At 53.2% G+C, this 26,040-nt stretch carries 20 protein-coding genes and 1 other RNA gene; 12 read left to right on the forward strand and 9 right to left on the reverse strand.

Annotated features, from left to right (window positions below; all coding sequences use genetic code 11):
- Nucleotides 1-95: 95 nt before the first annotated feature.
- Both J4E05_RS14715 and corA read left to right on the forward strand, forming a co-directional pair.
- Nucleotides 96-896: an EF-hand domain-containing protein gene (locus J4E05_RS14715; protein WP_349596893.1), complete on the forward strand. Its 801-nt coding sequence runs from the start codon at nt 96-98 to the stop codon at nt 894-896.
- 146 nt (nt 897-1,042) lie between these two features.
- Complete coding sequence (gene corA / locus J4E05_RS14720; RefSeq protein WP_349596896.1) at nt 1,043-2,272, forward strand: magnesium/cobalt transporter CorA; 1,230 nt, start codon at nt 1,043-1,045, stop codon at nt 2,270-2,272.
- Here corA and J4E05_RS14725 read toward each other — a convergent pair.
- On the reverse strand, nt 2,250-3,263 hold the full coding sequence (locus J4E05_RS14725; RefSeq protein ID WP_349596899.1) for a GlxA family transcriptional regulator: 1,014 nt from the start codon (nt 3,261-3,263) through the stop codon (nt 2,250-2,252). The two genes, corA and J4E05_RS14725, sit on opposite strands and share 23 nt — an antisense overlap.
- 147 nt (nt 3,264-3,410) lie before the next feature.
- Between J4E05_RS14725 and J4E05_RS14730 the strand changes: the two genes are divergently transcribed.
- Both J4E05_RS14730 and J4E05_RS14735 read left to right on the forward strand, forming a co-directional pair.
- Nucleotides 3,411-3,974 carry a cysteine hydrolase family protein gene (locus J4E05_RS14730; RefSeq protein ID WP_349596902.1) on the forward strand — a complete coding sequence of 188 codons (564 nt, stop codon included), beginning with the start codon at nt 3,411-3,413 and terminating at the stop codon, nt 3,972-3,974.
- Between the two features lie 70 nt (nt 3,975-4,044).
- Nucleotides 4,045-4,668 (forward strand): pyridoxamine 5'-phosphate oxidase family protein, encoded by a 624-nt coding sequence (locus tag J4E05_RS14735; protein ID WP_349596905.1) that lies wholly within the window; start codon nt 4,045-4,047, stop codon nt 4,666-4,668.
- Between the two features lie 158 nt (nt 4,669-4,826).
- Here J4E05_RS14735 and rnpB read toward each other — a convergent pair.
- Nucleotides 4,827-5,228: RNase P RNA component class A (gene rnpB / locus J4E05_RS14740), an RNA gene on the reverse strand.
- Between the two features lie 198 nt (nt 5,229-5,426).
- On the opposite strand from rnpB, the gene J4E05_RS14745 reads away from it, so the two are divergent.
- Entirely contained in the window at nt 5,427-6,236 is an 810-nt protein-coding gene (locus J4E05_RS14745; RefSeq protein ID WP_349596908.1) for a substrate-binding periplasmic protein, read from the forward strand.
- A 32-nt stretch (nt 6,237-6,268) separates the two neighbouring features.
- Here the strand turns inward: J4E05_RS14745 and J4E05_RS14750 are convergent, their stop codons facing one another.
- The 5 genes from J4E05_RS14750 to J4E05_RS14770 form a co-directional block, all read right to left on the reverse strand.
- Complete coding sequence (locus tag J4E05_RS14750; protein ID WP_349596910.1) at nt 6,269-7,186, reverse strand: N-acetylmuramoyl-L-alanine amidase; 918 nt, start codon at nt 7,184-7,186, stop codon at nt 6,269-6,271.
- A 3-nt stretch (nt 7,187-7,189) separates the two neighbouring features.
- On the reverse strand, nt 7,190-8,062 hold the full coding sequence (locus tag J4E05_RS14755; protein WP_349596913.1) for a DMT family transporter: 873 nt from the start codon (nt 8,060-8,062) through the stop codon (nt 7,190-7,192).
- 334 nt (nt 8,063-8,396) lie between these two features.
- Nucleotides 8,397-8,684: a hypothetical protein gene (locus tag J4E05_RS14760; RefSeq protein WP_349596916.1), complete on the reverse strand. Its 288-nt coding sequence runs from the start codon at nt 8,682-8,684 to the stop codon at nt 8,397-8,399.
- The gene (locus J4E05_RS14765; RefSeq protein WP_349596919.1) at nt 8,581-10,233 is read right to left on the reverse strand and encodes an ABC-F family ATP-binding cassette domain-containing protein; all 1,653 of its coding nucleotides are present in this window, start codon (nt 10,231-10,233) and stop codon (nt 8,581-8,583) included. The genes J4E05_RS14760 and J4E05_RS14765 overlap by 104 nt, the downstream gene beginning before the upstream one ends.
- A gap of 192 nt (nt 10,234-10,425) precedes the next feature.
- Complete coding sequence (locus tag J4E05_RS14770; protein WP_085587835.1) at nt 10,426-11,220, reverse strand: TerB family tellurite resistance protein; 795 nt, start codon at nt 11,218-11,220, stop codon at nt 10,426-10,428.
- 223 nt (nt 11,221-11,443) lie between these two features.
- On the opposite strand from J4E05_RS14770, the gene J4E05_RS14775 reads away from it, so the two are divergent.
- The 6 genes from J4E05_RS14775 to J4E05_RS14800 all read left to right on the forward strand — a co-directional run bounded on the left by J4E05_RS14775 (nt 11,444) and on the right by J4E05_RS14800 (nt 21,001).
- Nucleotides 11,444-13,408: a methyl-accepting chemotaxis protein gene (locus J4E05_RS14775; protein WP_349596921.1), complete on the forward strand. Its 1,965-nt coding sequence runs from the start codon at nt 11,444-11,446 to the stop codon at nt 13,406-13,408.
- 156 nt (nt 13,409-13,564) lie between these two features.
- Nucleotides 13,565-14,074, forward strand: coding sequence for a winged helix DNA-binding protein (locus J4E05_RS14780; RefSeq protein WP_085587831.1), 510 nt, complete (start codon nt 13,565-13,567; stop codon nt 14,072-14,074).
- 292 nt (nt 14,075-14,366) lie between these two features.
- Nucleotides 14,367-15,341 (forward strand): TRAP transporter substrate-binding protein, encoded by a 975-nt coding sequence (locus J4E05_RS14785; protein ID WP_085587828.1) that lies wholly within the window; start codon nt 14,367-14,369, stop codon nt 15,339-15,341.
- Between the two features lie 120 nt (nt 15,342-15,461).
- Nucleotides 15,462-15,974 (forward strand): TRAP transporter small permease, encoded by a 513-nt coding sequence (locus J4E05_RS14790; protein WP_349596925.1) that lies wholly within the window; start codon nt 15,462-15,464, stop codon nt 15,972-15,974.
- 15 nt (nt 15,975-15,989) lie between these two features.
- Nucleotides 15,990-17,288: a TRAP transporter large permease gene (locus J4E05_RS14795; RefSeq protein ID WP_085587826.1), complete on the forward strand. Its 1,299-nt coding sequence runs from the start codon at nt 15,990-15,992 to the stop codon at nt 17,286-17,288.
- Between the two features lie 74 nt (nt 17,289-17,362).
- Nucleotides 17,363-21,001: a hydantoinase B/oxoprolinase family protein gene (locus J4E05_RS14800; RefSeq protein ID WP_349596928.1), complete on the forward strand. Its 3,639-nt coding sequence runs from the start codon at nt 17,363-17,365 to the stop codon at nt 20,999-21,001.
- A gap of 138 nt (nt 21,002-21,139) precedes the next feature.
- Here J4E05_RS14800 and J4E05_RS14805 read toward each other — a convergent pair whose 3' ends face one another.
- The gene (locus J4E05_RS14805; protein ID WP_349596931.1) at nt 21,140-22,603 is read right to left on the reverse strand and encodes a ParB/RepB/Spo0J family partition protein; all 1,464 of its coding nucleotides are present in this window, start codon (nt 22,601-22,603) and stop codon (nt 21,140-21,142) included.
- 264 nt (nt 22,604-22,867) lie between these two features.
- Between J4E05_RS14805 and J4E05_RS14810 the strand changes: the two genes are divergently transcribed.
- Nucleotides 22,868-24,529 carry an FMN-binding glutamate synthase family protein gene (locus J4E05_RS14810; RefSeq protein WP_349596934.1) on the forward strand — a complete coding sequence of 554 codons (1,662 nt, stop codon included), beginning with the start codon at nt 22,868-22,870 and terminating at the stop codon, nt 24,527-24,529.
- An 89-nt stretch (nt 24,530-24,618) separates the two neighbouring features.
- Here the strand turns inward: J4E05_RS14810 and J4E05_RS14815 are convergent, their stop codons facing one another.
- Nucleotides 24,619-26,028 (reverse strand): branched-chain amino acid ABC transporter permease, encoded by a 1,410-nt coding sequence (locus tag J4E05_RS14815; protein ID WP_349596936.1) that lies wholly within the window; start codon nt 26,026-26,028, stop codon nt 24,619-24,621.
- Between the last annotated feature and the right edge of the window lie 12 nt (nt 26,029-26,040).

Below are 26,040 nucleotides of genomic sequence, written 5' to 3' on the forward strand. Positions count from 1 at the left end.
CTGCCTGTCTGCCCTGTTGCGAACCGGAGTCAGTTTTGCAAATAAAGACTATAATCAGGTTAATTGCCTGCCAGGTTTTTGTGCCTTGCCTGTTGATGGCTTTGCCTGCACTGGCGCAAAACAGTACCAGCAGTCAAAGCCGTTCGGGCACGGCAAACCATGGTAAAAACCAGTCGGACAGCACCTATAGCGCGATTTCCCCGCAAATGCGCCAGATGCTGCCCGCCCTGATGCAGCAATTGCAAAATAACCCCGCCCTGTTGCAGCAATTTGGTCTTGGCGGGCTGGGTGGGCTCGGCGGTTTTGGTGGCATGACGGGTGCCGCAGTTGGGCAGGGCAGTGATGATGACGGGTTTGGAACGGGCGGTGCGGGTATTCCCATGCCGGCCATTCCCGGTGTTAATGTGCCCAATGTTGCCGGTGCGCAAAATGGCAATGGGGCCGCCGGTGCCAATGCCGCAACGCAGGCGCAACTGGATGCCGCCCGCAAGGGGGGGCTGGTGGTGCCGCCGATGGCGGTGCCCGAACAGGTTACGATTTATCGGGCGCAATATCACCCGTCCGACATTAATCAGGATGGCCGGATCGATGCCGACGAGGCAGCAAGTTATGCGGCCTGGATGTTTCGCCGTCATGACATAAACGGTGATAATGTGCTGGTGATGCGCGAATTTTCCGCCGTCGAGGCCTTGCCCGGATCGGCCGATGCCAACCGTAACCGGTTGCGTACCGAGGCCCGCAGGCTGGAATTGCTGTTTCCTGAATTCGACAGCAACCAAAACCAGATGATTGAAAAAAGCGAATTCATGGCAAAGGTTGCGGCAACATTTGATGAAAAACGCGGAAATGCAAGTGATGTCAGCCCGTTTGTATTTCAGACGGTTTTACCGTTTTAGCTGTTAAGGGGCAGCGTGCCGACCTGTCGGTAATGCTGTTGATGGCGGGCATGTTAAAGAACTGTCACGACTGAAAGGGTGACAAAACCGGCCTTGCAGGTCATACATGGCCAAAATGTCCCGGTCCGAGATGACGGAGAACGTACATGGAAAGCAACGAAATTTACGCCCCGCTACGCACATCGACAGATGGCGATGCGCCGGAACATACCGAAGGCGACGTTACCGTGTCCGGGGCGGATGTTGAAGAACATGGCGCGGTTGAACTGAGCGCGAAACACGCTGGCGACCATGATGACTATGACGCCGAGGACGACATTTACCGCGATAGCGACAACCCCACCGAACAACTTGATCGCGAGCTTGCCCGGGAACATGTTGACGAAACAGGCAACGATGCGGGGCACGAGGCAACCGGCGAACCGGCCGGTGAGCTTGCGGTGCTGGCGGGAACCAAAATCGTTGCACCGGGCAAGGCGGCCAAGGCCGCCCCGGTATGGATTGATTTGTTCGAGCCAACAGCCAGCGAATTGCGCGCGATAGAGGCCCGTTTTGGCATTGAGGTGCCAACCCGTGAAGAAATGCAGGAAATTGAACTTTCATCGCGTTTGTATGATGAAAACGGTGCATTGTTCATGACGGTAACGGTGTTAAACAAAGCCGCAACCGACGACCCTGAATCCATTGCCGTTACCTTTATTATGGTCAAAAAAACGCTGATTACGTTGCGTTATGCCGACCCGATCCCGTTTAAAACCTATACGCGGCGGGTGAAACGCACGCCGGGGCTGGCAAGTTCGGCTGACGCCGTTTTGCTGGGTTTGCTGGAACAGATTGTCGACCGGCTGGCAGATATTATGGAAATTTCTGTTGCTGATCTTGAGAAAATTTCCAATGCGGTGTTTTCCAAGGAAGGCAACGGATCAGACCAGGATCACCACGAAAACCTGCGCCGTATTGGCCGGGCAGGCAACCTTGCCAGCAAGGCCAAGGATAGCCTGTTGAACCTGAATCGCATGGCGCTGTTTTTAAACACCCAGGCCCGCTTTAAAAAAGACCCGAAAGCACGGCTGAAAACGCTTTCACGCGATATTTTGTCGATTACCGAACATGCCAATTTCGTTGCCAACAAGGTGACGTTTCTGCTGGATGCGACACTGGGCATGATCAACCTGGAACAGAATAATATCATCAAGATTTTTTCGGTCGCGGCGGCGGCGTTTTTGCCCCCCACCCTGATCGCCAGCATTTACGGTATGAACTTTCAGTTCATGCCCGAACTGCATTGGCAATTTGGCTATCCGCTGGCGATTGGATTGATGATTTTGTCGGCCGTTGGTCCGCTTTGGTATTTCAAACGGAAAGGCTGGTTGTAAACCGGGCGCGATAGGCGCCTGGCGCAACACCCAAATGTTTTATAAAGCAGCGCCGCATACGTTCGTCGTCGCCAAAACCGCATAAAACGGCAATATGGGCAATGGTGTTATGGGTGGTTTCAAGATAATCGCGTGCTGCATCCATCCGCATTTTTTCCAGCGCAAGGGCCGGGCCCGTGCCGGTTTCACGGGCATAAATACGCGAAAAATTACGCGGGCTCATATGGGCCTGTGCCGCCAGGTCTTCGACGCCCAGCCGTAAATGCAGGTTTTTCCGTATCCATACATGCAAGGCATCAAACCGGCCATTACGGTCATAGGCCTGTTGGTTTAGGGGCTGACTAAATTGCGACTGGCCGCCGGGGCGCTTGATAAACATGATCAGGCCGCGCGCCACGGCCAGCGCTGCTTCGCGGCCCAAATCCTCCTCGATCATGGCAATTGCCATATCTATGCCGGTGGTCACCCCGGCCGACGTCCAGACCGGGCCATCGCGTATATAAATCGGGTCGGGTTTGACGTGGGCCTTGGGAAACCGGCTTTGCAACCTGTCGCACCAACGCCAGTGAGTAACGGCATTTCGCCCGTCGAGAATACCGGCAGCCCCCAGTAAAAACGCGCCAATACATATGGATGCAATCCGGCGTGCCTGTGTTTTTTGGGTCTGCAACCAGCCCAGCAATGCCTGGTCATCAAGGGCGGTCAGGGGTTCGTCGGTTCCTGCGACAATAAGGCTGTCGATGGGCTGATCTGTCAGATCTGCCAGTGGCACCGTTGGCAGGGCAATGCCGGTATCGGTAACGATGGCACCACCTGTTTGCGATGCCAGAATAATTTCATATGGCGGGGCAGGCGGTGTGCTGGCATGGGGTGAGCCCCGGTTTGATTGCACCAGCAGGTTGGCATCGTGAAAGGCCTGTAATGGCCCCGTTACATCGAGCAGCACCGATTGCGGTGTTATTATAAAAACCACGCGACGATGTGCTTTCATGTGACATGTCCTTTGATGGGGAACGGCAGATGTTTTGGCATAAATAAAGGGATATTTGTCATTTATGCCAAGGGTGGATGCGATAGTCTAGCCCGTATAAAGGGCGTTGCCATTTGGCAGGGCCGGGTCTGACAAGGGAAATCTGACATGACGGATATAGCATCACATACACAGCCCACCTTGATCATGATCGACTGGCAAAAAGGTTTTCGCGACCTGAATTATTGGGGGCAGCGCAATAACCCCGCTGCCGAACATAATGCGGCCCGGTTGCTTGCCCGTTGGCGTGCCCGGCAAGGTCCGATCATTCATGTGCAGCATTTTTCAACATCGCCGCAATCGCGGTTGTATCCGGGGCAGTCCGGCCATGAATTTGAAGATTTCGCCCAACCGAAAGACGGCGAAAAAACCTATGGCAAAAATGTTAATTCGGCTTTCATCGGCACGGCCCTTGAGGCGGATTTACGGGCATCTGGCGCAGGAAAGCTGGTGATTTGCGGCATTAGTACGGATCATTGTGTAAATACCACTACACGGATGGCGGGCAATTTGGGATTTGACGTGATGTTGGCCGGGGATGCGTGTTTTTGTTTTGACCGTTATTTGCCAGATGGCGGTAAAGTGGATGCACAAACCGTTCATGATGTGCATCTTGCCAGCCTGTCGGGCGAATTTGCCACGATATTGACGACGGAACAGATCCTGTCATAAAGCAGTTATTGCGATTGACTTGCAACTTTGTTTGACGCAGTTTGTGCCATCCCGCATACAGGAGGCCCGCATGGCAAAGATTGAAACCCTTGATCAACTACGGACGATTTACGGTGATCCGCTGGAAATTGCCCTGCAAAAACAGCTTTCTGCGCTGGATAAACATTGCCGTCGTTTTATTGAGCTTTCCCCGTTTGCCGTTATTTCGTCGGCAGATGGCAAGGGGTCGGCCGATGTCAGCCCCCGGGGCGACGGGCCGGGTTTTGTCCATGTGCTAGATGATAACACCCTTTTGATGCCGGATCGCCCCGGTAATCGCCGCCTGGATACATTGACCAATATTCTGGTTAACCCGCAGGTGGGGCTGCTGTTTTTTGTGCCAGGCATGAATGAGACCCTGCGCATTAACGGCACGGCCGAACTTGATGATGACCCGGAACTTTTGAACCTGTTTGCCCATACCGGAAAATTGCCAATCAGCGTGATTAAAATCACGGTTGAGGAGGCCTTTTTGCATTGTGCCAAATCACTGATGCGGTCGCGCCTGTGGCAGGTTGATGCCCAGATCAACCGCAAAAGTTTTCCAACACTGGGCACCATCATTAAAGACCAGTTGTCGATTGAAGGCGGGGAAGAGGTATCGCAAGAAGAAAGCGATGCCCATTTTGCCAAGTCGATCGCTGAACGCGGATAACAGATTTCGGAATGTAATTTCGCCCGGCAAGGTTCGTTTTGCCGGGCATTTTTATGGCCAAATTGCACGCGGTCGCAATATGTGATGGTCAGGGGGATGCACGGCCTGTTGCAATGCCGGGCCTTTGGGCACGGGGCCTGCGCGAACCGTAAAAAGAAAATACCAGATGGCCTGTAAGCCGGGTTCTGTCCATGCGGCGAACCGCACTGTATGGCCATTCATCTGGGACGTTCGTCGCCGAACGCCTCCTGCAACCAACCCGAATGGTGGCTCGAAAACCTGCCTGCCGACAACGGCGAACCGTCCGGCCGACCATTCCTATTAGGTTTTGCTCCCGGTGGGGTTTACCATGCGTCCCGCGTTACCGAAGGACCGGTGCGCTCTTACCGCACCCTTTCACCCTTGCCCGATGGCTTGCGCGATCAGGCGGTTTCCTTTCTGTGGCACTTTCCCTAGGGTCGCCCCCGCCAGACGTTATCTGGCACCGTGTTTCCGTGGAGCCCGGACTTTCCTCCCCTTTGTGCATCGCTGCACATCAGGGCGACCATCCAGCCATCTGGTGGGCGCGGTTTACGCCAGCAATGCGCCAAGGTCAAGAAAAAGCGGAACATATACCGTGGGTTGGGGTGTGCTTATCCTTTTGCATGATAAAGATGCAAGGGAGCCTTGAATAATTGCAGTTTGATGACCACTACTTAAGGGTAGTATAACCTCACAGTTGATTTTTAATCCCCTGTCATCGTGTTCTGGAGTCTCTATTGCGTTTTCTGGTCATCACACTTGCCATATTCGTTGGGTTTTTGGGCCGGTCGCCACAGGCAGCGGCCGACGAAATACGCCTGTGCTATAGCCGGTGGGAACCCTATGCTTATGATGATGGTGCAGGGGCAACGGGGCTGGCAATTGATATTGCCCGGCAGGCATTTGAAACCACGGGGTATAGTGTCAGCTTTACGCAAATGCCTCATTCGCGATGTCATTTTGGCATTCGCTATGGGGTGTATGACGGGGTTTTGTTTGAAAGCCTGAAGGAAGTTACGGTCGAACCGTTGCAGGCCTCGAAATTTGGCCTGATCAACCGGGTTATGGTTGCCGTTGTGCGCGAAAGTTATCCTCACACGGCCTATGAAGGACCATCAACCTTCGAGGGGGCCAACTGGTTACATGTGCAGGGCGATGATTATCCGGAAAAAATCATCTCTGATTCTCAAATGTATCCGGTCGATGTTGGCGAAAACGCGCATGGCCTTTTGATGCTGCGAAAAAATTATGTCGATGTTGTTTTCCGTGACCTTGCCAGCCTGCATTTTGGCTCGGACGCTGTGCGCGAACCTGCGGGGTTAAAAACCCTGTTGCCTGCCGTGGACATTGAACCGTTTTATTTGCGCCTAAAAACCGAACTGGCGCCGGTTCTTGCCGATTATGACGGGGCAATAACGGAAATGATTGCCAATGGCAGCATTGACCGGCTGTATTATAAACATCTGGGCTTTAGCCAGATCGCCTTTAACCGCTATTTTTCCGGCAGCAGCCAGCCAACTTTGCCGCAAGACCGGCTGATGCCGTAACCGGCATTATAATCAGCTGTGATTACTCTGTGTTATGGCAGGGGTGGGCACTGGCCTATCAGGTCTGTCAGGATGGCAAGGCTTTGTTCGTCCGCCCGCCCGTTAAGGCAGTGGGGGCGCCAGTGGCGTTGAAATGCGATCCGGTTATCTATTGCTTGCCCCGGCCCGTAACCAAATTGCGCTAACAACCTGTCAAACAACACCTCGCAATCACCCGGGGAAACGCTGCCTGCTGCGTCGGCCTCCGGCTGGTGCGGGGGGGCTGTGTCTTGCGGGGTGATGGCCTTGACGGGCCGGGACTGGTTATCAGTTATAATTGTTGCGGCAATAACGCCATCCATGATGGATGTTTCATTGCCCCTGTTGGCGGGCGACGCGAAATTCTGTTTGCTTTCGTCGGGGGGGGATTGATCGCGCATGTCGGTTTGGGGCCACAACCCGATGCCATTCTCAGCCAGCTTTTGCCATGGAAACAATTCGCCGGGGTCTTCCTTGCGGTCCGGCGCCATGTCGGAATGGGCGATGATATTGTGGGCCGGAATATCGTGTCGGCCCAACAGTGCCTGGCACAGGGCAATAACCGCATCAATTTGGGCAATGGCAAACGGCCGATAGCCAAATTCATGGCCGGGATTAACAATTTCAATGCCGATGGAAGATGAATTGATATCTGTGCACCCACGCCAAAATCCGCGCCCGGCGTGCCAGGCGCGTTTGGATTCAGCTACCAACTGGTAAATACAGCCATCTTCCTCGACCATGTAATGGGCCGAAACCTGGGATGCCGGGTCGCACATGCGGGTCAGGGCCATTTCGCCATTGGGCATACCGGTGTAATGCAACACAAGCGTATCAATGGCGGCCCCCGCCGGGCGGTCGCCAAAATTGGGCGAGGGGTGCCAAATAATGGTCGGCACGGGCTTTGCAGGCTGTTCGTGCTGTTCCGCCATGGGTTAATCCATTCCCTGTTCCTGATTTTGCGGCGGTTTGCGAAACATGATAACGGCAACACCAACCAGAACCGTTAACCCGCCAATGATTTTAAAGCTGCTGACGGCTTCACCAAAGATCAGGATCGACCCGGTGACGCTGACAATCGGGGCGAGTAACGACCATGGCACAACCTGGTTCACATCGTAGGTTTTCAATAGATAATACCACGACCCGTAAGCGACAATCGACGACATCACGACGGTGAAACTTAAATTTGCCCACGCCATCCAGCTTGCATTCATAACGGCGTTAATCGCACCGGGTTCCAGAATAAACGATAAAACCAGCAATTGCGGGGCTGCCATCAGGGCCATCCAGCCATTTAGCTCAAACGTGTTGATGTCGCCTAATTGTTTGATCAGGACATTGGCCACAGCCCACATCAGGGCCGCAAACACCACCAGCAACAACGGAACCTGCAAATCCGTCATTGACGGGTCCCAGAACATTAGCGTCACGCCAACGAAGGCCAGCGTCATGCCTAACAGGCGTTTCCAGCCTAGCCGGTCGTTAAAGAAATAGGTTGCCAGCATTGATGAAAAGGGAACACCCAGTAAAACAATGATCGCAACCGGCCCGGCATCGAGCATCGACAAGGCGTAAAACAGCACCCCGAAATGACCAAAGCCAAAAACAACCGACAAGACGGCCAGCTTGCCCAGTTTTGCACGCGGGATTTTGGTAAAGGGCACCAGCAACAGGGAAACGGCGGCAAAGCGCATGGCGGTAAGCATTACCGGGGGAATTTCGCTAACTGCCCCTTTAACCGTAAGCACGTTAATGCCCCAGATAATGGCAACAGACAGTGATAAAAGGGCGGCTTTTAAGGGCATGACACAACCTGAATGGGCAGGGGCGATGATGCAGGATATGCAAACACCCTCGCACGTAAATGACTTTGCATTTATGGTTACGTGTTTGTCTGGAACGACTCAAGCCCCAAGCATGTAACCCCCGGATGCAAAAATGTGCAGCCTGCGCGTATTGTTGCGTGCTGCCATACCTGCCAATCGGGTTTGAAAACAAAAACAGAGAGAACCGGCGGGGTCTCTCTGTCTGTTTATTTGCCGCTGGCGGGTGTGCTTTTGTGCCACCCCTGCATATTTTGTCGGCACTTGCTGTGTCGCTGGCCTTGGATCTGCTAGCAGATATTACGCGGAGCAGGTGTTATTCAATGCCCAGTTCGTCGCGCATCATTTCAACTTCCAGCCAGCGTTCCTCGGCTTTGGCAGCTTCGGCGCGGGCGGCCTCAATCCGGTCCAGTTTCTTTTGAAACGCATCGGGGTTGGAGGTAAAAAGCGTCCCGTCGGCAAGGTCTGCTTCGATTTGGGTTATCTCGGCTTCGAGTTTTTCAATCTGACCGGGCAGCGTGTCGTAATCGCGCTGGTCCTTGTAACTTAACTTGGCCTTGCTTTTGGGTTTGGCCGGGGCGGCATTGCCCCCCCTTGCCACCACCGCGTTTGATCGGTTTGGTGTTCGATGTGGCATTTTCCGGTTCGGCCTTGGCCGAAAGGGCGCGCAAATGCACATAATCGGAATAACCACCGGGATATTCGGTGGCAATGCCATTGCCTTCCATGACGATGGACGATGTGACAACCCGGTCCAAAAAGTCACGGTCATGGCTGACAAGGATCAGCGTGCCTTCATATTCCGACAGCATTTCCTGCAACAGGTCCAGCGTATCCATATCAAGGTCGTTGGTCGGTTCGTCCATGATCAGAAGGTTGGTGGGCTTTGCCAGCTGTTTTGCCAGCAACAGCCGGTTACGCTCGCCCCCCGAAAGGGCCCCAACGGGGCTGCGGGCCTGTTTTTCATCAAACAGGAAATCGCGCAGATAGCTGACCACATGGCGCGGGTTGCCACGCACCATGATCTGGTCGCCGCCCACATCGCACAGGGTATCCCACAGGGTTTTGGTATCGTCCAGCGCGGCACGTTTCTGGTCAAAATAGGTCGGCGTCAGGTTGGTGCCGATTTTGATGGTGCCTTCGTCAGGTTCGATCTGGCCGGTCAGCATTTTCAAAAGGGTGGTTTTACCCGCCCCGTTCGGGCCAATGATGCCAACCTTGTCGCCGCGCAAAATGCGGGTCGAAAAGCCGGAAATAATGTGTTTGTCTTCCCATGATTTGCCAATTTCGGTGGCTTCAATCACCACCTTGCCCGATGTGGACCCGGTATCGGATGCCAGCGATACATTGCCAATACGGCCTTCCTGCTGGGACCGTTCATGGCGCATGTCATATAACCGGCGCAAACGGCCCTGGTTACGTTTACGGCGCGCTGAAATGCCCTGAACCGCCCAAACAGATTCTTGCGCAATCAGTTTATCCAGTTTGGCGCGTTCTTCGGCTTCCTTGCGATAAACTTCTTCGGACCAGTCATCAAACAGGGCAAAGTTTTGATCATTGCGGCGCATGACGCCGCGATCCAGCCACAGGACTCCGTTTGATACCGCGTTCAGAAATGCCCGGTCGTGCGAAATTACCACGACGGCACCCCGAAACGCCTTGATCTCGCTTTCCAGCCATTCAATCGTTGGCAAGTCCAAATGGTTGGTTGGTTCGTCCAGCAGCAAAACCTGCGGGTCGGCAATCAGGGCGCGGGCAATCGCGGCCCGGCGGCCTTCACCGCCTGAAAGGGTGTTGGGGTCGGCTTGCGGGTCGATTTTAACGGCATCGAGCAGCATATAGGCGCGATAGGCGTAATCCTGTTCGTGATCGTCCAGTGCGTCGAGAACATATTCCTCGACCGTGCTGTATTTATCAAAACGGGGTTCCTGCGCCAGATAGGCCACCTTGCAGCCCGGCTGGACAAATCGTTCGCCGCCATCGGCCTCGATCTCGCCGGCGATGATTTTAAGCAGGGTTGATTTGCCGCCGCCGTTGCGCCCAACCAGGCACAGGCGGTCGCGGTCGCCAATCGCCAGCGACACATCGGAAAACAGATCATTGCCGCCAAAGGTCAGGCGGATGTCGTTAATATTGATCAGCGGTGGCGCCATGAAAAACCAAAACCTTAAAACCGGTGTAAATGTTGCCCCCTGCAAACCGCAAAAAGCGCTGTTGTGCAAGTGAAATCATGATTTCACCGGGCACAGCAGCCGTGCAAAAGCACGCGGGCAGGGTGTTTTTGCAATCATGCCAGCACCATCGGGCTTTGATGCCTGCGACGATGCGTGTTTATGATGCAGGGGTCAGATATTGCGTTCCTTGCAAATCTGGTCCCAGGCGGCATTGATGCGCGCCATTTTTTCGTTGGCCTGTTCGACAAATTCTTCGGGCATCCCCTTGGCCATTAACAGGTCGGGGTGGTTTTCGCGCGAAAGTTTGCGATGGGCTGCCTTCAATTCCTCGTTACTGGCAGAACGGGTCAGGCCAAGCTGTTTATAAGGGTCAAGCTGGCCCGACGGGGCGGTGTTGCCCTGGTGAACGCGGTCAAAATCAACATCGGCAAAGCCAAAAATATTGGCAACCTTGCGCAAATATTCCTTTTCTGCGGGGTGCAAATTGCCATCAGACAGGGCAATCTGGTGCAGGGCCTCAAGGATGCTTTCCAAAACAGCGCGTTCGCCGGCAAACATTTGCGCAATCTGGCGGGCATAAGGTTCGTACCCGTCAGGCGATCGGCGGGCGGCATCAAAAATTTGTCCAACCTGGGCGGCATCTGGCCCCGTGACATGAAATAACCGTTTAAAGGCGTTGATTTCCTCGCGGGTGACGTTGCCGTCGGCTTTGGCCATTTTGGCGGCCAGCACGATAACGCCGGTGGCAAAGGCGATCTGGCGCGGGTCGGCACCGCCGAACTGGCCGGCACCCTGACCCCAGCTTTGACCCCATGGTCCGCCTTGTGATGAAATGCGTTCCTGGTTAAAGCCGCCATCATTGGCTTTGTCGACCATATGGCCTGCTGTTGCGCCCAAAATGGCGCCCAGCGGCCCGCCCAGGGCAAAACCTGCTGCGCCGCCAATAATTTTTCCCCAAATGCTCATGGTCTCAATGCTCCGATCGTGAAATAGGGCGGTGCAACGAAACACGGCGCCAGCGGAAAGTTATGTTGCCTGACAAATAAGATACCAATGCCGGCAGGGCAAGCCTGCATGGCAAAACCCCGGATATATGCATTTTTGTTTCATCAACGATATTGAATTTGGCAGGGGCGTGGCCACGTAACAAGCCGTGATATGTGTTTTAAACCGAGCGGCGGACCACTTTATGAAGTTTCTTTCACGTTTTAAGCTGATCTACCAGATTTCCCTTATCGGAATAGCGGCTTTAATTGTGTTTGTTTTTGTTGCGATCAGTCAGTTTGTGTCGGATCAGTCAAGGCGTGATGCAGAAACTGCGTCAATGGCAGCAACGAGCGACCGGAATCTGATTAATGATGTCGGAATGGAGTTTTTAAACGCCCGTCGCCGGGAAAAAGATTTTTTACTGCGCAAGGAAGACACTTATGTCGAATTGCATGGGCAGACTGTTAACAATGTTATTTCGGGATTAGCCACACTTAAAACGCGGCCCGAAATGGCGAGGCATAACGAACAGATTGTTCAGATCGAAGGTTTGTTTACCAAATACGCCACGGCATTTGCCGATATCGTTGCCCTGCAACGCCAGATCGGTCTGGACGAAAAAAGTGGCCTGATGGGCAAATTGCGAAATTCGGTTCATGATGTTGAAGGCGAACTTAAAACATATAATGCCGACAAGCTGACAATTTTGATGTTGATGATGCGGCGCCATGAAAAGGATTTTCTGGCGCGAATGGACCCCAAATATATCGGCGAAATTGACCAGCGCCTTGCCGAATTCAAGGCAGCCCTTGCCAGCAATACCGATATTCCGGCAGATAAAAAAGCCACGCTGGAAAAGCTGATAACATCGTATGTCTCTGATTTCAAAGGCGTTGCTGATGCCATTTTGGCGCGTGAAAAATCGCTGACGATTTTAAGTGACTATTTCTCCCAGGCCGAACCGTTGCTTGATGCCTTGTTGAGTGAAATTGAAGCCTATGCCGAAGACAAACGTGCAGAAGCGGAAATGATTGCCGAAAATGGTTTGCGGTTCAGCATTGCCGCCTTCGTCATTGGGGCGCTGGTTCTGATTGTGCTTTGCGGGTTGCTGTCGCGGGCGATTGTGGCGGCAATTACGGCCCTGACCGGAAAAATGACGCGGCTGGCTGATAACGATTTTTCTGTCGATTTGTCAGAGGCATCGCGCAAGGACGAAATTGGCGAGATGGGGCGGGCGGTGCTGGTGTTTCGTGAAAACGGTATCGAGCGTCGCAAACTTGAGGAAGAACAACGCAAGCAGGAAGAACGCCGCCGTTTGCGCATGGAAGCCCAGGAACGCAACATTCGTGAATTTGACGAAGTCGTTGTCAAGGTTATGGCATCGGTGGACCAGGCTGTTGAGAGGTTGCATCAATCTTCGGGGGTGTTGCGCGAAAGTGCTGATATCGCCAGCAAGCAATCGGTTGCGGTTTCGGCCGGCACCGAGGAAGCATCGGCCAATGTGCAACTGGTGGCGACGGCAGCAACCGAGCTTTCGGCATCGATCAATGAAATTTCGTCGCAGGTTAGTGATACGTCAAACATGGCCCTGGCCGCCTCGGAACGGGCTCGTATTACCAGCGATAATATTCAGGGGCTTGATAATGCCGCGATCCGTATTGGCGAAGTGATTGGCCTGATCAGCGATATTGCCGGACAAACCAATTTGCTGGCCTTGAATGCCACGATTGAAGCGGCCCGTGCGGGGGATGCGGGCAAGGGGTTTGCCGTGGTTGCAAGCGAGGTTAAAAACCTGGCGACCCAAACCGGGCGTGCCACCCAGGAAATCACGGCACAGGTTACCGGTATTCAGGGAGCCTCGCGCGATGCGGTAACCGCGATCGAGGAAATTGTCGGCATGATTTCGGAAATCAGCGAACGTGCCGCGGCTGTTGCTGCCGCGATCGAGGAACAAACCGCTGCCACCAGCGAGATTTCGCAAAATGTTGAACAGGCAGCAAGTGGCACCGAAGAAATATCGTCAGCGATGGTCGGGGTGAGCGGTGCTGTGTCCAAAACCAATGTTGCGGCCAACGATGTAAACCAGTCTGCCAATGATCTGGGAACGCAAAATAACCATCTTCAGCAGGAGATTACCGGCTTCCTTACCAGAATGCGCGCGCTTTGATGACAAGTTGTTGATAAAGGAAGGTGCATCTACGCTTGTCGATGCACCTTTTTTTACGATAAAACAACGATAAACCGTTTTCTACCGATCGGATGATTGTGCCATTCGATACGCGGTTCGGTTGTATATATTATAAAAAGAACTGGAACGTCGAACATGGCAGATAAACAATATATCGTCTCGTCATCGCATTTGGTTTCCGAGCGTGCAGCTGAATTATCCGAACTTGAATTTGCGCTAACCCTGTCGGGCAACGCCTTTAACCGGTGGGTTGTGCGCTGTATGCGGGCCGCCGGGGTGCCGGATCTTTCCATTCTGGACATTCTTGTTCTGCATAATGTCAATTCTCGTGAACGCGAAAAAAGCCTGTCCGAAGTCTGTTTTGTTCTAAATGTCGAAGACAGCCATCTGGTGAATTATGCGCTGAAGAAACTGCGCAAACTGGGGTTTGTTGATGGCATTAAACGGGGCAAGGAAGTGCATTATGCCACCTCGAAAGAAGGCCGCGAATTGTGCCAGCGTTATCGTGAAGTGCGCGAAGCCTGTCTGATCGAAACATTTGAACGCCTTGGTGTTAACCGTGCCGAAGTTGGCGATGTGGCCAAAACCCTGCGCGCGATTTCGGGGGTTTATGACCAGGCATCGCGCTCGGCCAGTGCCATGTAAAACCGGGGCGTTTTTTTAACGTTTCGAGTCTGGTTTTTTTAAAAATCACTCAAAAAAGCGGCGGTTTCCTGAATTGGAAGCCGCCGTTTTGTTTTTTCATAATTGCACAATACGTATCAGATTTAACGAATGCGCTTTTTGTTTCAACGGATTGGCCCTGGTTTGGGATGATTAAAAAATGTGCATCCAGCTTTTTGCATGGCTGCCTTGAAATGACGTTGACAAAATAACGATAAAATGTGACCGTTTTGTTGGAAGGCTGATCCAAAAACCAAAAATGGGAGACTGAAAAATGATGAAGAAAGCTCTTTCGGCAGTTGCTCTGGCGGCGATGACTTTTTCGGCAGGGGCGGCAATGGCGGCTGAAAAATGGGACATGGCAACGCCCTATCCTGATGCAACATTTCATACCCAGAACATTGTGGAATTTGCCAAGGATATCGAAACTGCAACCAATGGCGAACTGGCCCTGACGGTTCATTCGGGTGGCTCGCTGTTTAAACACGCGGAAATCAAACGGTCAGTGCAACGTGGCCTGGTGCCGATTGGCGAAGTGCTGATTTCGCTGCTGGCCAATGAAGACCCGATTTACACTGTCGATGCGATCCCGTTCCTGGCAACCAGCTATGATGATGCCAAAAAACTGTGGGATGCATCGCGCCAGGCCATCGAAGCCAAGCTGGAAAAAGACGGCCTGAAAGTTCTTTATGCGGTTCCGTGGCCGTCACAGGGCCTTTACACCGCCAAGGAAGTCAATTCGGTTGCCGATCTTAAGGGGCTTAAATTCCGGGCATATAACACCACCACCTCGCAGTTGGCCCAGCTGACCGGCATGGTTGCAACCCAGGTTGAAGTGCCCGAAATTCCGACGGCCTTTGCCACCGGCATTGTTGAAGCCATGATGACTTCACCTTCGACCGGGGCCAATTCCAAGGCATGGGACTTTGTTGATAATTTTTATGACGTGCAGGCATGGTTGCCCAAAAACATGGTGATCGTAAATGCCAAATCGTTTGATCACCTGTCGGCAGACGTGCAGAAAGCCGTGATGGATGCGGCAGCCAAAGCCGAAGACCGCGGCTGGAAAATGAGCATGGCAGAAGCCGATGCCAAAAAAGCCGAACTTAAAGAAAACGGCATGAATGTTGCCGCCCCCAGTGCCGAACTTAAAGACGGCCTGGCAAAAGTTGGTGATAAAATGGTGGCGGACTGGTTGAAAGAAACCGGTGCCGAAGGCCAGGCTATTATCGACGCCTACAAGAAATAACATCCTCCCTGTGGGTGCCGGGGTCTGATGCCAATCCAGACCCCGGACAACCAACCGTCAAAATGATATTCTGTCTATCAATGTCAACCACCGGGTATGCCGGGCGGAAAGGGGATTGTTGTGCGTAAATCACTGGATATTCTTTTTGGAATAACATCGATTTTGGCAGCTGTGTTTCTGGTGACGATCGCACTGCTTATTCTTTCACAGTCCATTGGGCGCCTGTTGGGCCATGTCATCCCCGATGCCAATGAACTGGCAGGTTTTTGCCTGGCTGCGGGTACGTTTCTTGCCCTTGGGCCGTCCTTGCGGCAGGGGTCGCATATTCGGGTGTTGCTGGTTATCAGCCATCTTCAGGGCACCGCGCGCCGGGTTATGGAATTGCTAACGCTGGTATTTGCCGTGTTTCTGGCCGGGTACTTTACCTGGTGGATGGGCGTGCTGTCGCAGGAAAGTTATTCATATGGCGATGCCTCGGCCGGTGTGCTGGCCTTCCCGTTATGGATACCGCAAACGGCCATGACCTTTGGTCTGGCAATGCTGACACTGGCCCTGATCGAAGGGCTTATCGATACGATTTGTGGTCGCGCAACTGTTTTTGCCGATCGCGAAACCAGCGACATGACCGAATAGGGGAGTAAGGTTACTATGGAAGTACTTGAAATCGGCCTGTTCCTGATGGCGCTGTTGTTTTTGTTTCTCGGCGCAGGTCTGTGGGTTGCATTGTCGCTGTTTGCCATTGGCATCATTGGTCTTGAGTTTTTTTCGGGCGCGCAAACCGGCCCGGTTATGGCAACCACCGCCTGGAGCAGCATTGCCACCTGGTCGCTTGCGCCATTGCCGCTTTTTATCTGGATGGGCGAAATCCTGTTTCGGTCCCGTCTGTCCGAAGACATGTTTACCGGCCTGGCCCCGTGGCTTAACAAATTGCCCGGTCGCCTGTTGCATGTGAATATTCTGGGCTGCGGCATTTTCGCTGCTGTGTCGGGGTCCTCCGCTGCAACAGCGGCCACCATTGGCCGCATGTCGATCCCCGAATTGCGCAAGCAGGGCTATGCCGACAAGCTGATTTTGGGCACCCTTGCCGGGTCTGGCACGCTGGGTTTGCTTATTCCGCCGTCAATTATTCTGATTGTCTATGGCGTGTCGGCCGAACTTTCCATTGCGCGGCTGTTTATTGCCGGTGTGTTGCCGGGGATTATGCTGATTGTCATGTTTATGGGCTTTGTCATGATCTGGGCAACCATTCACAAGGACAAAATGCCCCCCGCAGCGCCGAGCATGCCTTTCATGGATAAAATCCGGGCGTCGGGCCGGCTTATTCCGGTGATCTTGCTGATTACCGCTGTTATTGGCTCTATTTACGGCGGTATTGCCACCCCGACCGAAGCCGCGGCCTTTGGTGTGGTTGGTGCGCTTGTTTTATCGGGCTTCAGCCGCACCTTGAACTGGGCCAGCTTTGTTGATGGCCTGATGGGGGCGACCCGTACATCCTGTATGATCTGCTTTATTCTGGCCGGGGCGTCGATATTAACCGTCGCCATGGGCTTTACCGGTATCCCGCGGGAACTGGCCGGGTTGATTTCGGATATGAACCTGTCGCCCTATGCCCTGCTTGCGATGTTGACCCTGTTCTTTATCGTTATGGGCTGTTTTCTCGATGGTATTTCGGTGGTGGTGCTGACCACATCGGTCATCCTGCCTATGGTACAGGCCGCAAATATCGACCTTTTATGGTTTGGCATTTATGTGGTTCTGGTGGTTGAAATGTCGCAAATCACCCCGCCTGTTGGCTTTAACCTTTTTGTTTTGCAAGGGCTTACCGGGAAAAACCTGTTTTCCATCGCCCTTGCGGCCCTGCCGTTTTTCTTTCTGTTGATGGCGGCTGTGGCCCTGATCACGATTTTCCCCGGCATTGCCACCTGGCTGCCGACGCAAATGAACTAGGCAATGTGCGACCGGCATTGCCGGTCCTGCTTTCTTGCTATTTCTGAATTTCGGATGCTGAAGGAGTAAGCATCATGGCTTCGCTTGACCAAAACACGACCCAAACCAACACCGCTGATACCGCAAAATGGCAGTTCTGGGTGGACCGTGGCGGCACCTTTACCGATATTGTTGCCCGCAAGCCCGATGGAACGCTTTTAACCCACAAGCTGCTTTCGGAAAATCCGGAACGTTATAAGGATGCCGCCATTCAGGGCATTCGTGAATTGTTAAATGTCGCCCCTGGCGATGCCATTCCGGCGCATATGATCGACGCTGTTAAAATGGGCACAACGGTTGCCACCAATGCCCTTTTGGAACGCAAAGGTGACCGGACTGTTCTGGTTACCACAGCGGGCTTCCGGGATGCCCTGCGCATTGCCTATCAAAACCGGCCCCGGCTGTTTGATCGCAACATTAAACTGCCCGAAAGCCTGTATGAGCAGGTGATCGAGGCATCCGAACGGTTTAACGCCCAGGGCGAGGAACTGACAGCGCTGGACCGCGACTGTTTGCGTTACGATTTGCAAACCGCCTTTGACGACGGCATTCGTGCCTGTGCCATTGTGTTTATGCACGGCTATCGCTATAGCGCGCACGAGGTTGCGGCGGCTGAAATTGCCCGGGATATCGGCTTTACCCAGGTTTCGGTCAGCCACGAAGTCAGCCCGCTGATGAAACTGGTCTCGCGCGGCGATACCACCGTTGTTGATGCCTATCTGTCGCCGATTTTGCGGCGTTATGTCGATCAGGTTGCAGGCCAGCTTGGCGGTGTGAAACTGATGTTCATGCAGTCCAATGGCGGTTTGACCGATGCGTCAAAGTTCCAGGGCAAGGATGCGATTTTGTCCGGTCCGGCGGGGGGTGTTGTCGGCATGGTTCGCACAGCCGAAATGGATGGCTATAAACAGGTCATCGGCTTTGACATGGGCGGCACCTCGACCGACGTTTCGCATTATGACGGCGAATATGAACGCGATTTCGAAACCCAGGTCGCCGGGGTGCGGATGCGCGCGCCGATGATGAAAATTCACACCGTTGCCGCAGGTGGCGGGTCGATCCTGCATTTTGATGGTTCGCGTTTTCGGGTTGGCCCGGACAGTGCCGGGGCCAATCCCGGGCCGGCGGCCTATCGCCGGGGCGGGCAACTGGCCGTTACCGATATTAACGTGATGCTGGGCAAGGTTCAGCCCGATTTCTTCCCGCCGGTTTTTGGCCCCGAAGGCAACGAACCGCTTGATGATGAAGCGGTTAAAACCCGCTTTGCCGAAATGGCGGCTAAAATTAAATCCGATACGGGCAATGACATGACCAGCGAAGAAGTCGCCGAAGGCTTTTTGCGCATTGCCGTTGAAAATATGGCCAACGCGATCAAGCAAATTTCGGTGCAGCGTGGCTATGATGTGTCGGATTATATTTTGCAATGTTTCGGCGGGGCCGGCGGGCAGCATGCCTGCCAGGTGGCTGATACGCTGGGCATGACGCGGGTGTTTGTCCATCCGTTTGCCGGGGTTTTGTCGGCCTATGGCATGGGGCTGGCCGATATTCGGGCGATGCGCGAACAGGCCGTCGAAGCCCGCCTCAAAACCGAAGAACTGGCAAACCTGGACCGGCAACTTGATAAGCTGGGTGTTGAAGCCCGTGCCGAACTGCACGAACAGGGCATTGGTGATGATAAAATCCGCCTGCTGAAAAAGCTGCATCTGCGTTATGATGGTACGGATAATCCGCTAATTGTTAATTTTGGCACGGCGGATGAAATCAAGGCTCAGTTTGAAGACCAGCACAAACAGCGTTATGGCTTTGTGATGGAAGAAAAGCCGCTGGTGGTGGAAGCCGTGGCCGTTGAAGCCATTGGCGAAACCGAAAGCCTGCCCGATGCGCAAGCCGTTGAAGTCGGGGATAGCAAGGTGACAGCCCTTGCAACCCGCCGGGTGGTATTTGGCGGTGAAGCCCATCAGACTCCGTTTTACAAGCGCGAAGATATGAAGCCGGGCGCGGTGGTGAGCGGCCCGTGCGTAATTGTCGAACCGGTTGGCACCACCGTGATTGATCCGGGCTGGGAAGCCAGGGTCAATGGTCGTGACCATTTGGTGGTGACCCGTGTTGTGCCCTTAAAGCGCACAGAAGCCATTGGCACCGAAGCCGACCCGGTGATGCTGGAAGTGTTCAACAATCTGTTCATGAATATTGCTGAACAGATGGGCGTAACGCTCGCCAATACTTCCTATTCGGTCAATATCAAGGAACGGCTGGATTTCTCCTGTGCGCTGTTTGACCAGCAAGGCCTGTTGATTGCCAATGCCCCGCATATGCCGGTGCATCTGGGATCGATGGGGGAATCGGTTCAGGCGGTGATGACCAAAAACGCCGGTAAAATGAAAGCGGGCGACGTTTATATCCTGAACGATCCTTATAATGGCGGCACCCATTTGCCCGACATTACCGCCATTACCCCGGTGTTTGACGACGCAGGCAGGGACATTCTGTTTTATGTGGCATCGCGCGGGCACCATGCCGATGTTGGCGGGATCACGCCGGGTTCCATGCCGCCCAATTCCCGTGTGCTTGAGGAAGAAGGCGTTCTGATCGACAATTTCAAACTGGTGGATCAGGGCAAGTTCGATGAAGCCGGTTTAACTGCCCTGCTCGAAGGGGCGACCTATCCGGCGCGTAATCCTTATCAGAACATTGCTGATTTGCAGGCCCAGATTGCCGCCAATGAAAAGGGTGTTCAGGAACTGCGTAAAATGGTCGATCATTTCGGCCTTGATGTGGTTCATGCCTATATGAAACATGTGCAGGACAATGCCGAAGAAAGCGTTCGTCGCGTGCTGGAAGGCCTGAATGACGGTGAATTTTCCTATGAGATGGATAATGGCGCGGTTGTGCGTGTCAAGGTTACCATCAACAAGGCCGACCGTTCGGCAACGGTTGATTTCACAGGTACATCCTCGCAGCTTGATAATAACTTCAACGCGCCATCTGCGGTAACACGGGCGGCTGTGCTGTATGTGTTCAGAACGCTGGTGGATGATGACATTCCGCTTAATGCCGGCTGTCTGAAACCGGTGGATTTGATTGTACCCGAAGGTTCGATGCTGAACCCGGTTCATCCTGCTGCGGTTGTGGCCGGAAACGTTGAAACCAGCCAGCATGTTACCGATGCTCTTTATGCCGCCCTTGGCACCATGTCGGGCGCGCAGGGCACCATGAACAACTTCACCTATGGCAATGACGAACACCAGTATTATGAAACCATCTGCGGCGGCACTGGCGCTGGTCCGGGCTATAACGGCACGTCGGGTGTGCATACGCACATGACCAATTCCCGCCTGACCGACCCCGAAGTGCTGGAATGGCGTTTCCCGGTCTTGCTGGAAAGCTTTGGTATTCGTACCGGTTCGGGTGGCGATGGCGAATTCAAGGGCGGGGATGGCACTGTGCGCCGCATCCGTTTCCTTGAAAAAATGACGGCGTCGATCCTGTCCAACCATCGCCGTGTGTCGGTCCAGGCTGTTGCCGGGGGCAAACCGGGCAAGCTTGGCCGCAACGCGGTGGAACGCACCAATGGCACCATTGTTGAACTTAAGGGCACTGATGGTGCCGAAATGAATCCCGGTGATGTTTTCATCATCGAGACCCCGGGTGGTGGCGGTTACGGCAAAGCCTGAGACCCCCATCTCGGACATTTGTTCGCCAGCACCCCATAAAGGGCTGCTCCCTTCAGCAGCCCGGCATCAAGTGATGCTCCCTTAAAAACTTGCCGCCCGGGAAACCGGGCGGCTTTTTGTTTTGAATTGGTGTAATGTTCAGTTTTTTTCTAAGAAATAATTAAAAATCGGAAGGAAATGACCGCATAACTGGTTCATATGCTCGGGGCTGGTGTTGCCAAATCCATCGTGGATGTTTTGGTTAATTTCAAATGTGAATTTTTTTTCTTTAGCGGAATTAAGTGATCGAATTAATGCCGGTGGTATTTCCATCTGGTTCTTGTTGGATGATATGAAATTTATTAGCTCGTCAACTGTTGGATTCTTTTTATGTGATAGTTTTTGAGATAAATTTGATTTTTTAATCTCAAGGGTTAGCCCGCGTTCCAGTATTGCTCGGATGATGAATGATATTGAAATCGTGGCGTCCGGTTTTATTTTGCTGATTTGTCGCGCTTCAGCGGCCAGTTGCTTGAGACGTCGATCTTTTGTTGTTGAGTAATCGAGACTTCTAAGTAGCCTTGCGCGATCATATCTTGGATTGTTGATTTCGGGAGTGTCGTCCTGATTTTTATCAGGGGCTTCTGTGGGTGATGGTGTTACAGAATTTGGCGGTTGCATCACCCCGCCTGTATCAATCACTCCTTTGGGGGTGGTTAGATCTAAATATGGTTCTTTTGTCTGTGATAAAGTTTTTCTTGGAAATCTTTCGTGTAGATAATCGCGTATTGGAGTTCCCTTTGAATACTTGTAGTCAACTTTCATTCGTTGAGAAATTAAGGTGTGCTGAGTGATTTTTTTGCAAATTTCATCTCTTTTGGGGAAATCATAGTTAATTTCCCCGGCGTCACTAAAAAGGGATTGTCCGAAGTGGTTTGATATTACTTTGCTGGTGATGACGGTAAATAAAACATCAAGGTCTAATTTGTCATCCCACAAAATATCTTTCTCTGCTTGTGTCCAGTTGATCATCGATGTTAGATAAGTAAACACTCTTCCGTAAGATTTAAGCTCATAAAGCTTTGATGTGCTAATTCCAAGGCTGTCGGCAAGAAATTCAATATCATTTCCGAAGCGCAATCTGCTTTCTACATATCGTATCTTTTTTCGAGTATTCCATGATAATTTTCCAAATTCTTCAATGTGAAGTTTGGCAATAATTTCGTCGGCTGTTGTGCGCGTGTCAACGATACATGCGTCCAGAAATGTAATTGCTTTTCTTGTGGCGGGATCAATTACGGGCACATCCGATTCTGAGCCTGCGGCTCCAATGTTATGAGGGGCTAAAAGTAATTTGCAGGCTGCAACCCGTCTGTTTCCTTCCAGAACCATATATTGGTTGTCTTCAACTGGAATGCAAATAATTCTCTCATTGGGGAAAAGATTTTTATAGTCTGCAATATTGGCAGCGAGGCCTAATACATTCTCGTGTTGGATTAGGTATGCCATTGCAGAAACATCGGAGTTTTGGTTGTATGGGCCTAGGCGTGGGTTGTCTTTGTCAAGGATTATACGGTCTATTTCGATTTCGCCTTTTTCCCACTGCATCTCCGCGTATGACATTTCCCCTTCTCCTAAGATGTTTTTTAGAAGTTTTTATTAGGTTATTTGACGATGGATAATGTCAACTGAATTTTCAATTTCTGAGAGTGAGGGCTTTGTGAGTTAGCTACCTTTGAAACCTGTCAATTTACTCGTTGAGGCATCGTGCGAAATGAACGAAGATTGGCAGGGCTTGCCGCGGGCGCTGAAAAGGTTATGTTTTTCAGGGCTGCTGCAACCTGTTGCGCCACACCTTTCCCGCTTCATTCAACAGGACTAGCTCTTTTGAAATCTTTAATCGAGTATCAGCGTTACGCGGTTATTGCTGCTGTAACGGTTTTAGCCATTGTGTCGGTGTTTTGCCTGCCATTCAGTTCTTGGTTCTGGGTTCCTGCCGCGATATTTGTGGCGCTGGTGCTGGTCGGTATTCACGATTTGCGTCAGACCCGCCATTCCATCCTGCGCAACTATCCCATAAGCGGGCATATCCGGTTTATTCTGGAAAGTTTCCGCCCGGAAATTCGCCAATATATGATCGAAAGCGATCATGACGAGGTGCCATTCAGCCGTCAGTCCCGCGGGTTGGTCTATCAGCGCGCCAAGGGTGTTGAGGATAAACGCCCCTTTGGTACCATCGAAAATGTCTATGCGTCGGGCTATGCCTGGCTGACCCATTCGGTGGCACCCACCGTGATCCCGGACAAGGATTTTCGGGTGCGTGTCGGTGGCCCGGCCTGCAAGCAGCCCTATGACGCCAGTCTTTACAATATTTCCGCCATGAGCTTTGGCTCGCTTTCGGGAAATGCCATTCTGGCGTTGAATACCGGGGCGCGAAAGGGCGGCTTTGCCCACGATACCGGCGAAGGCAGTATTAGCCGGTATCACCGTCAGGGCGGCGGTGATCTGATTTATCAGGTGGCGTCGGGTTATTTTGGCTGTCGTAATGAGGACGGGACTTTTTCGGCAGAAAAATTCGCTGAAACGGCTGCTGACCCGCAGGTCAAAATGATCGAAGTGAAGTTAAGCCAGGGGGCCAAACCCGGCCATGGCGGTATGTTGCCTGCTGCCAAAATTACCGAGGAAATTTCCGAGGCGCGAGGCATTCCGATGGGGATTGATTGTGTGTCTCCCGCCGGGCACAGCACTTTTTCCACGCCGGTTGGCTTGATGGAATTTATCGGCAAGCTGCGCGATCTTTCGGGCGGCAAGCCGGTTGGCTTTAAGCTGTGTATTGGTCATCGTCGTGAATTTATGTGCATTATCAAGGCGATGCTGAAAACCGGAATCTTGCCTGACTTTATTGTGGTTGATGGCAAGGAGGGCGGCACCGGGGCCGCACCGGTTGAATTTGCCAACCGCGTTGGCATGCCGATGCATGAAGGCCTGACCTTTGTGCATAATGCCCTGCGCGGGGCCGGAGTACGTGAGCATATTAAAATTGGCGCGGCGGGTAAAATTGTGTCGGCGTTTGATATTGCCCAGACCCTGGCGATGGGCGCTGACTGGTGTAATGCCGCGCGCGGTTTCATGTTTGCGCTGGGATGTATTCAGGCGCAATCGTGCCATACCAATAAATGCCCGGTTGGCATCGCCACCCAGGATCCAATGCGCCAGCGCGCCATTGATGTGGGCGATAAAAGCGACCGTGTTGCCCGTTTTCACCACAACACACTCCATGCGTTGGGCGAAATCACCGGGGCAGCCGGGTTGCGCGACCCGCGCGGTTTTATGCCCTATCACTTTATGTTTCGGCAAAAGGATAACGAGTTTCTGGATGGGAACGAGGTTTACCCTTATCTGCCAGAAGGTTTTCTGGTCTCTGGCCCCGAAATTCCGGCGCTTTCTGATTGGCACAGCCGCTGGGACCGGGCATCGGCCGAAACATTTGCACCGTCCGAAATTCCGTTCGGGCCGTTCAAGCGTCGTGAAATGGCACACAGCACCTGATCAGATTAAATACCTGTTGCGAGGCGGGGCTGTTCATACTCCGTCCCGTAACGGGTATTATTAAACGAAAGATGGCGTAACGCCGGGGGTTATGGGCTTCGAGTTGCCAACAGACTGTCATGCCGGTTGTTAACCCTCAAAAGTCCTTCGGGCTTTAATATTAGCACCAGGGCCAGCAGGCCAAACACGGCGGCATCGCGGTATGGGTCGCCGAAATAGCCGGTCCAGAGGGATTCTAGCAGCCCGAGCAATAGCCCCCCCAGCCACGCCCCGCGGATGATACCAATACCGCCAAGGATGGCTGCGGTTAATGCCTTGAAGCCAAACATGGTGCCGGAATGAAAATTGATTACGCCATAACGCAGCGCCAATATTGCCCCGGCAAGCCCGCATAACAAACCGGCCAGGGCAAAGGTTTGGGCTTCGATACGATGCAGGCGTACACCACACAGGGCGGCGGCAAAACGGTCCTGGCTGATGGCGTGCCAGGCGCGACCATAGGGTGTGTTGCGCATTAAACCTTGCAAAATAACGCACATGGCCCCGGCCAACAGAACGGCAAGTATGTCGAACCCGTCAATATTAACGATCAAATGCCCGCCGCGCGCCACAGGCAGGGTAAACCGCCAGATTGGCGGCAGGTTAAAATTGCGTGCCGACCACGCGATGCGCACAAATTCCTGAATAAGCAGCACACAGCCAAGTGATGCCACAATCATTGCCTGCCCCCCTGCGCGAAAACGCCCCAGTGGCCCAAAAACCCAGCGCCACGACACATGCCCGAGCCCGGCACCATAGGTTATTGCCGCAACAATCGCGCATGTCACAATCAGGGTAATGTGCCAGCCAATGCTGCCGACCACTGCCTGGCTGGCAACCATTGCGGCCACCCCGCCGACCATCAGCATTTCGCCAAAGGCAAGGTTGATGCGGCCTATCAGGCCGTAAATCAGGGTAAAGGGCAGGGCCAGCAACGCGTAAACCGCGCCGCGTGACAGGCCCGACAGGGTAAGCTGGGCGGCAAAGGCGGCTTTATCGCCAATGTCGGGCACATCGGGCAGGGTGGCGGTGCGGCTTTCATCATCGAAAAACTGCAGGGCACTGCGGCCAATACGGTTGATCCAGAACCGGTCAAGCAGGGCAAGCTGGCTGTCGGGCAGGGGGCCAAAGCGCGATGTCGTGACCCCGATGAGTGGAACACGTAAACCGGGTGAAGCGGCCCTAGCAAACTGGCAGGTAATACTATGCGCAAAGGCAGGTGACCCTTGACCCAGCAGGGGGATGTCATCGGAAAGGGCGCCGTCATTATCGCCGTGATAGGGGATACTATCGGGCAGAATTTGATAAATCAGCGTAACGGTGTCGCTACCTTTATCAATGTCGGGGCGGGTCAGAAGATGGAAGCGAAGGCCAGTATTTTCGACGCCTGGCAGGGCAAGCCGGCAAATATTGAACTTATAAAGGTCCTGTTTTTCGCACGCGCCCAACAGCAGAGGCAACAATAGCCCCAG

It is taken from the genome of Thalassospira sp. NFXS8 (genome assembly GCF_040148805.1).
Taxonomy (GTDB): Bacteria; Pseudomonadota; Alphaproteobacteria; order Rhodospirillales; family Thalassospiraceae; genus Thalassospira.

Coding starts and splice junctions, on each gene's coding strand:
- J4E05_RS14780 (WP_085587831.1), top strand. CDS start 13,565: ATGGCAGATAAACAATATATCGTCTCGTCATCGCATTTGGTTTCCGAG.
- J4E05_RS14770 (WP_085587835.1), bottom strand. CDS start 11,220: ATGAGCATTTGGGGAAAAATTATTGGCGGCGCAGCAGGTTTTGCCCTG.
- J4E05_RS14805 (WP_349596931.1), bottom strand. CDS start 22,603: ATGTCATACGCGGAGATGCAGTGGGAAAAAGGCGAAATCGAAATAGAC.
- J4E05_RS14795 (WP_085587826.1), top strand. CDS start 15,990: ATGGAAGTACTTGAAATCGGCCTGTTCCTGATGGCGCTGTTGTTTTTG.
- J4E05_RS14725 (WP_349596899.1), bottom strand. CDS start 3,263: ATGAAAGCACATCGTCGCGTGGTTTTTATAATAACACCGCAATCGGTG.
- J4E05_RS14775 (WP_349596921.1), top strand. CDS start 11,444: ATGAAGTTTCTTTCACGTTTTAAGCTGATCTACCAGATTTCCCTTATC.
- J4E05_RS14755 (WP_349596913.1), bottom strand. CDS start 8,062: ATGCCCTTAAAAGCCGCCCTTTTATCACTGTCTGTTGCCATTATCTGG.
- J4E05_RS14800 (WP_349596928.1), top strand. CDS start 17,363: ATGGCTTCGCTTGACCAAAACACGACCCAAACCAACACCGCTGATACC.
- J4E05_RS14735 (WP_349596905.1), top strand. CDS start 4,045: ATGGCAAAGATTGAAACCCTTGATCAACTACGGACGATTTACGGTGAT.
- corA (WP_349596896.1), top strand. CDS start 1,043: ATGGAAAGCAACGAAATTTACGCCCCGCTACGCACATCGACAGATGGC.
- J4E05_RS14750 (WP_349596910.1), bottom strand. CDS start 7,186: ATGGCGGAACAGCACGAACAGCCTGCAAAGCCCGTGCCGACCATTATT.
- J4E05_RS14715 (WP_349596893.1), top strand. CDS start 96: ATGGCTTTGCCTGCACTGGCGCAAAACAGTACCAGCAGTCAAAGCCGT.
- J4E05_RS14730 (WP_349596902.1), top strand. CDS start 3,411: ATGACGGATATAGCATCACATACACAGCCCACCTTGATCATGATCGAC.
- J4E05_RS14765 (WP_349596919.1), bottom strand. CDS start 10,233: ATGGCGCCACCGCTGATCAATATTAACGACATCCGCCTGACCTTTGGC.
- J4E05_RS14785 (WP_085587828.1), top strand. CDS start 14,367: ATGATGAAGAAAGCTCTTTCGGCAGTTGCTCTGGCGGCGATGACTTTT.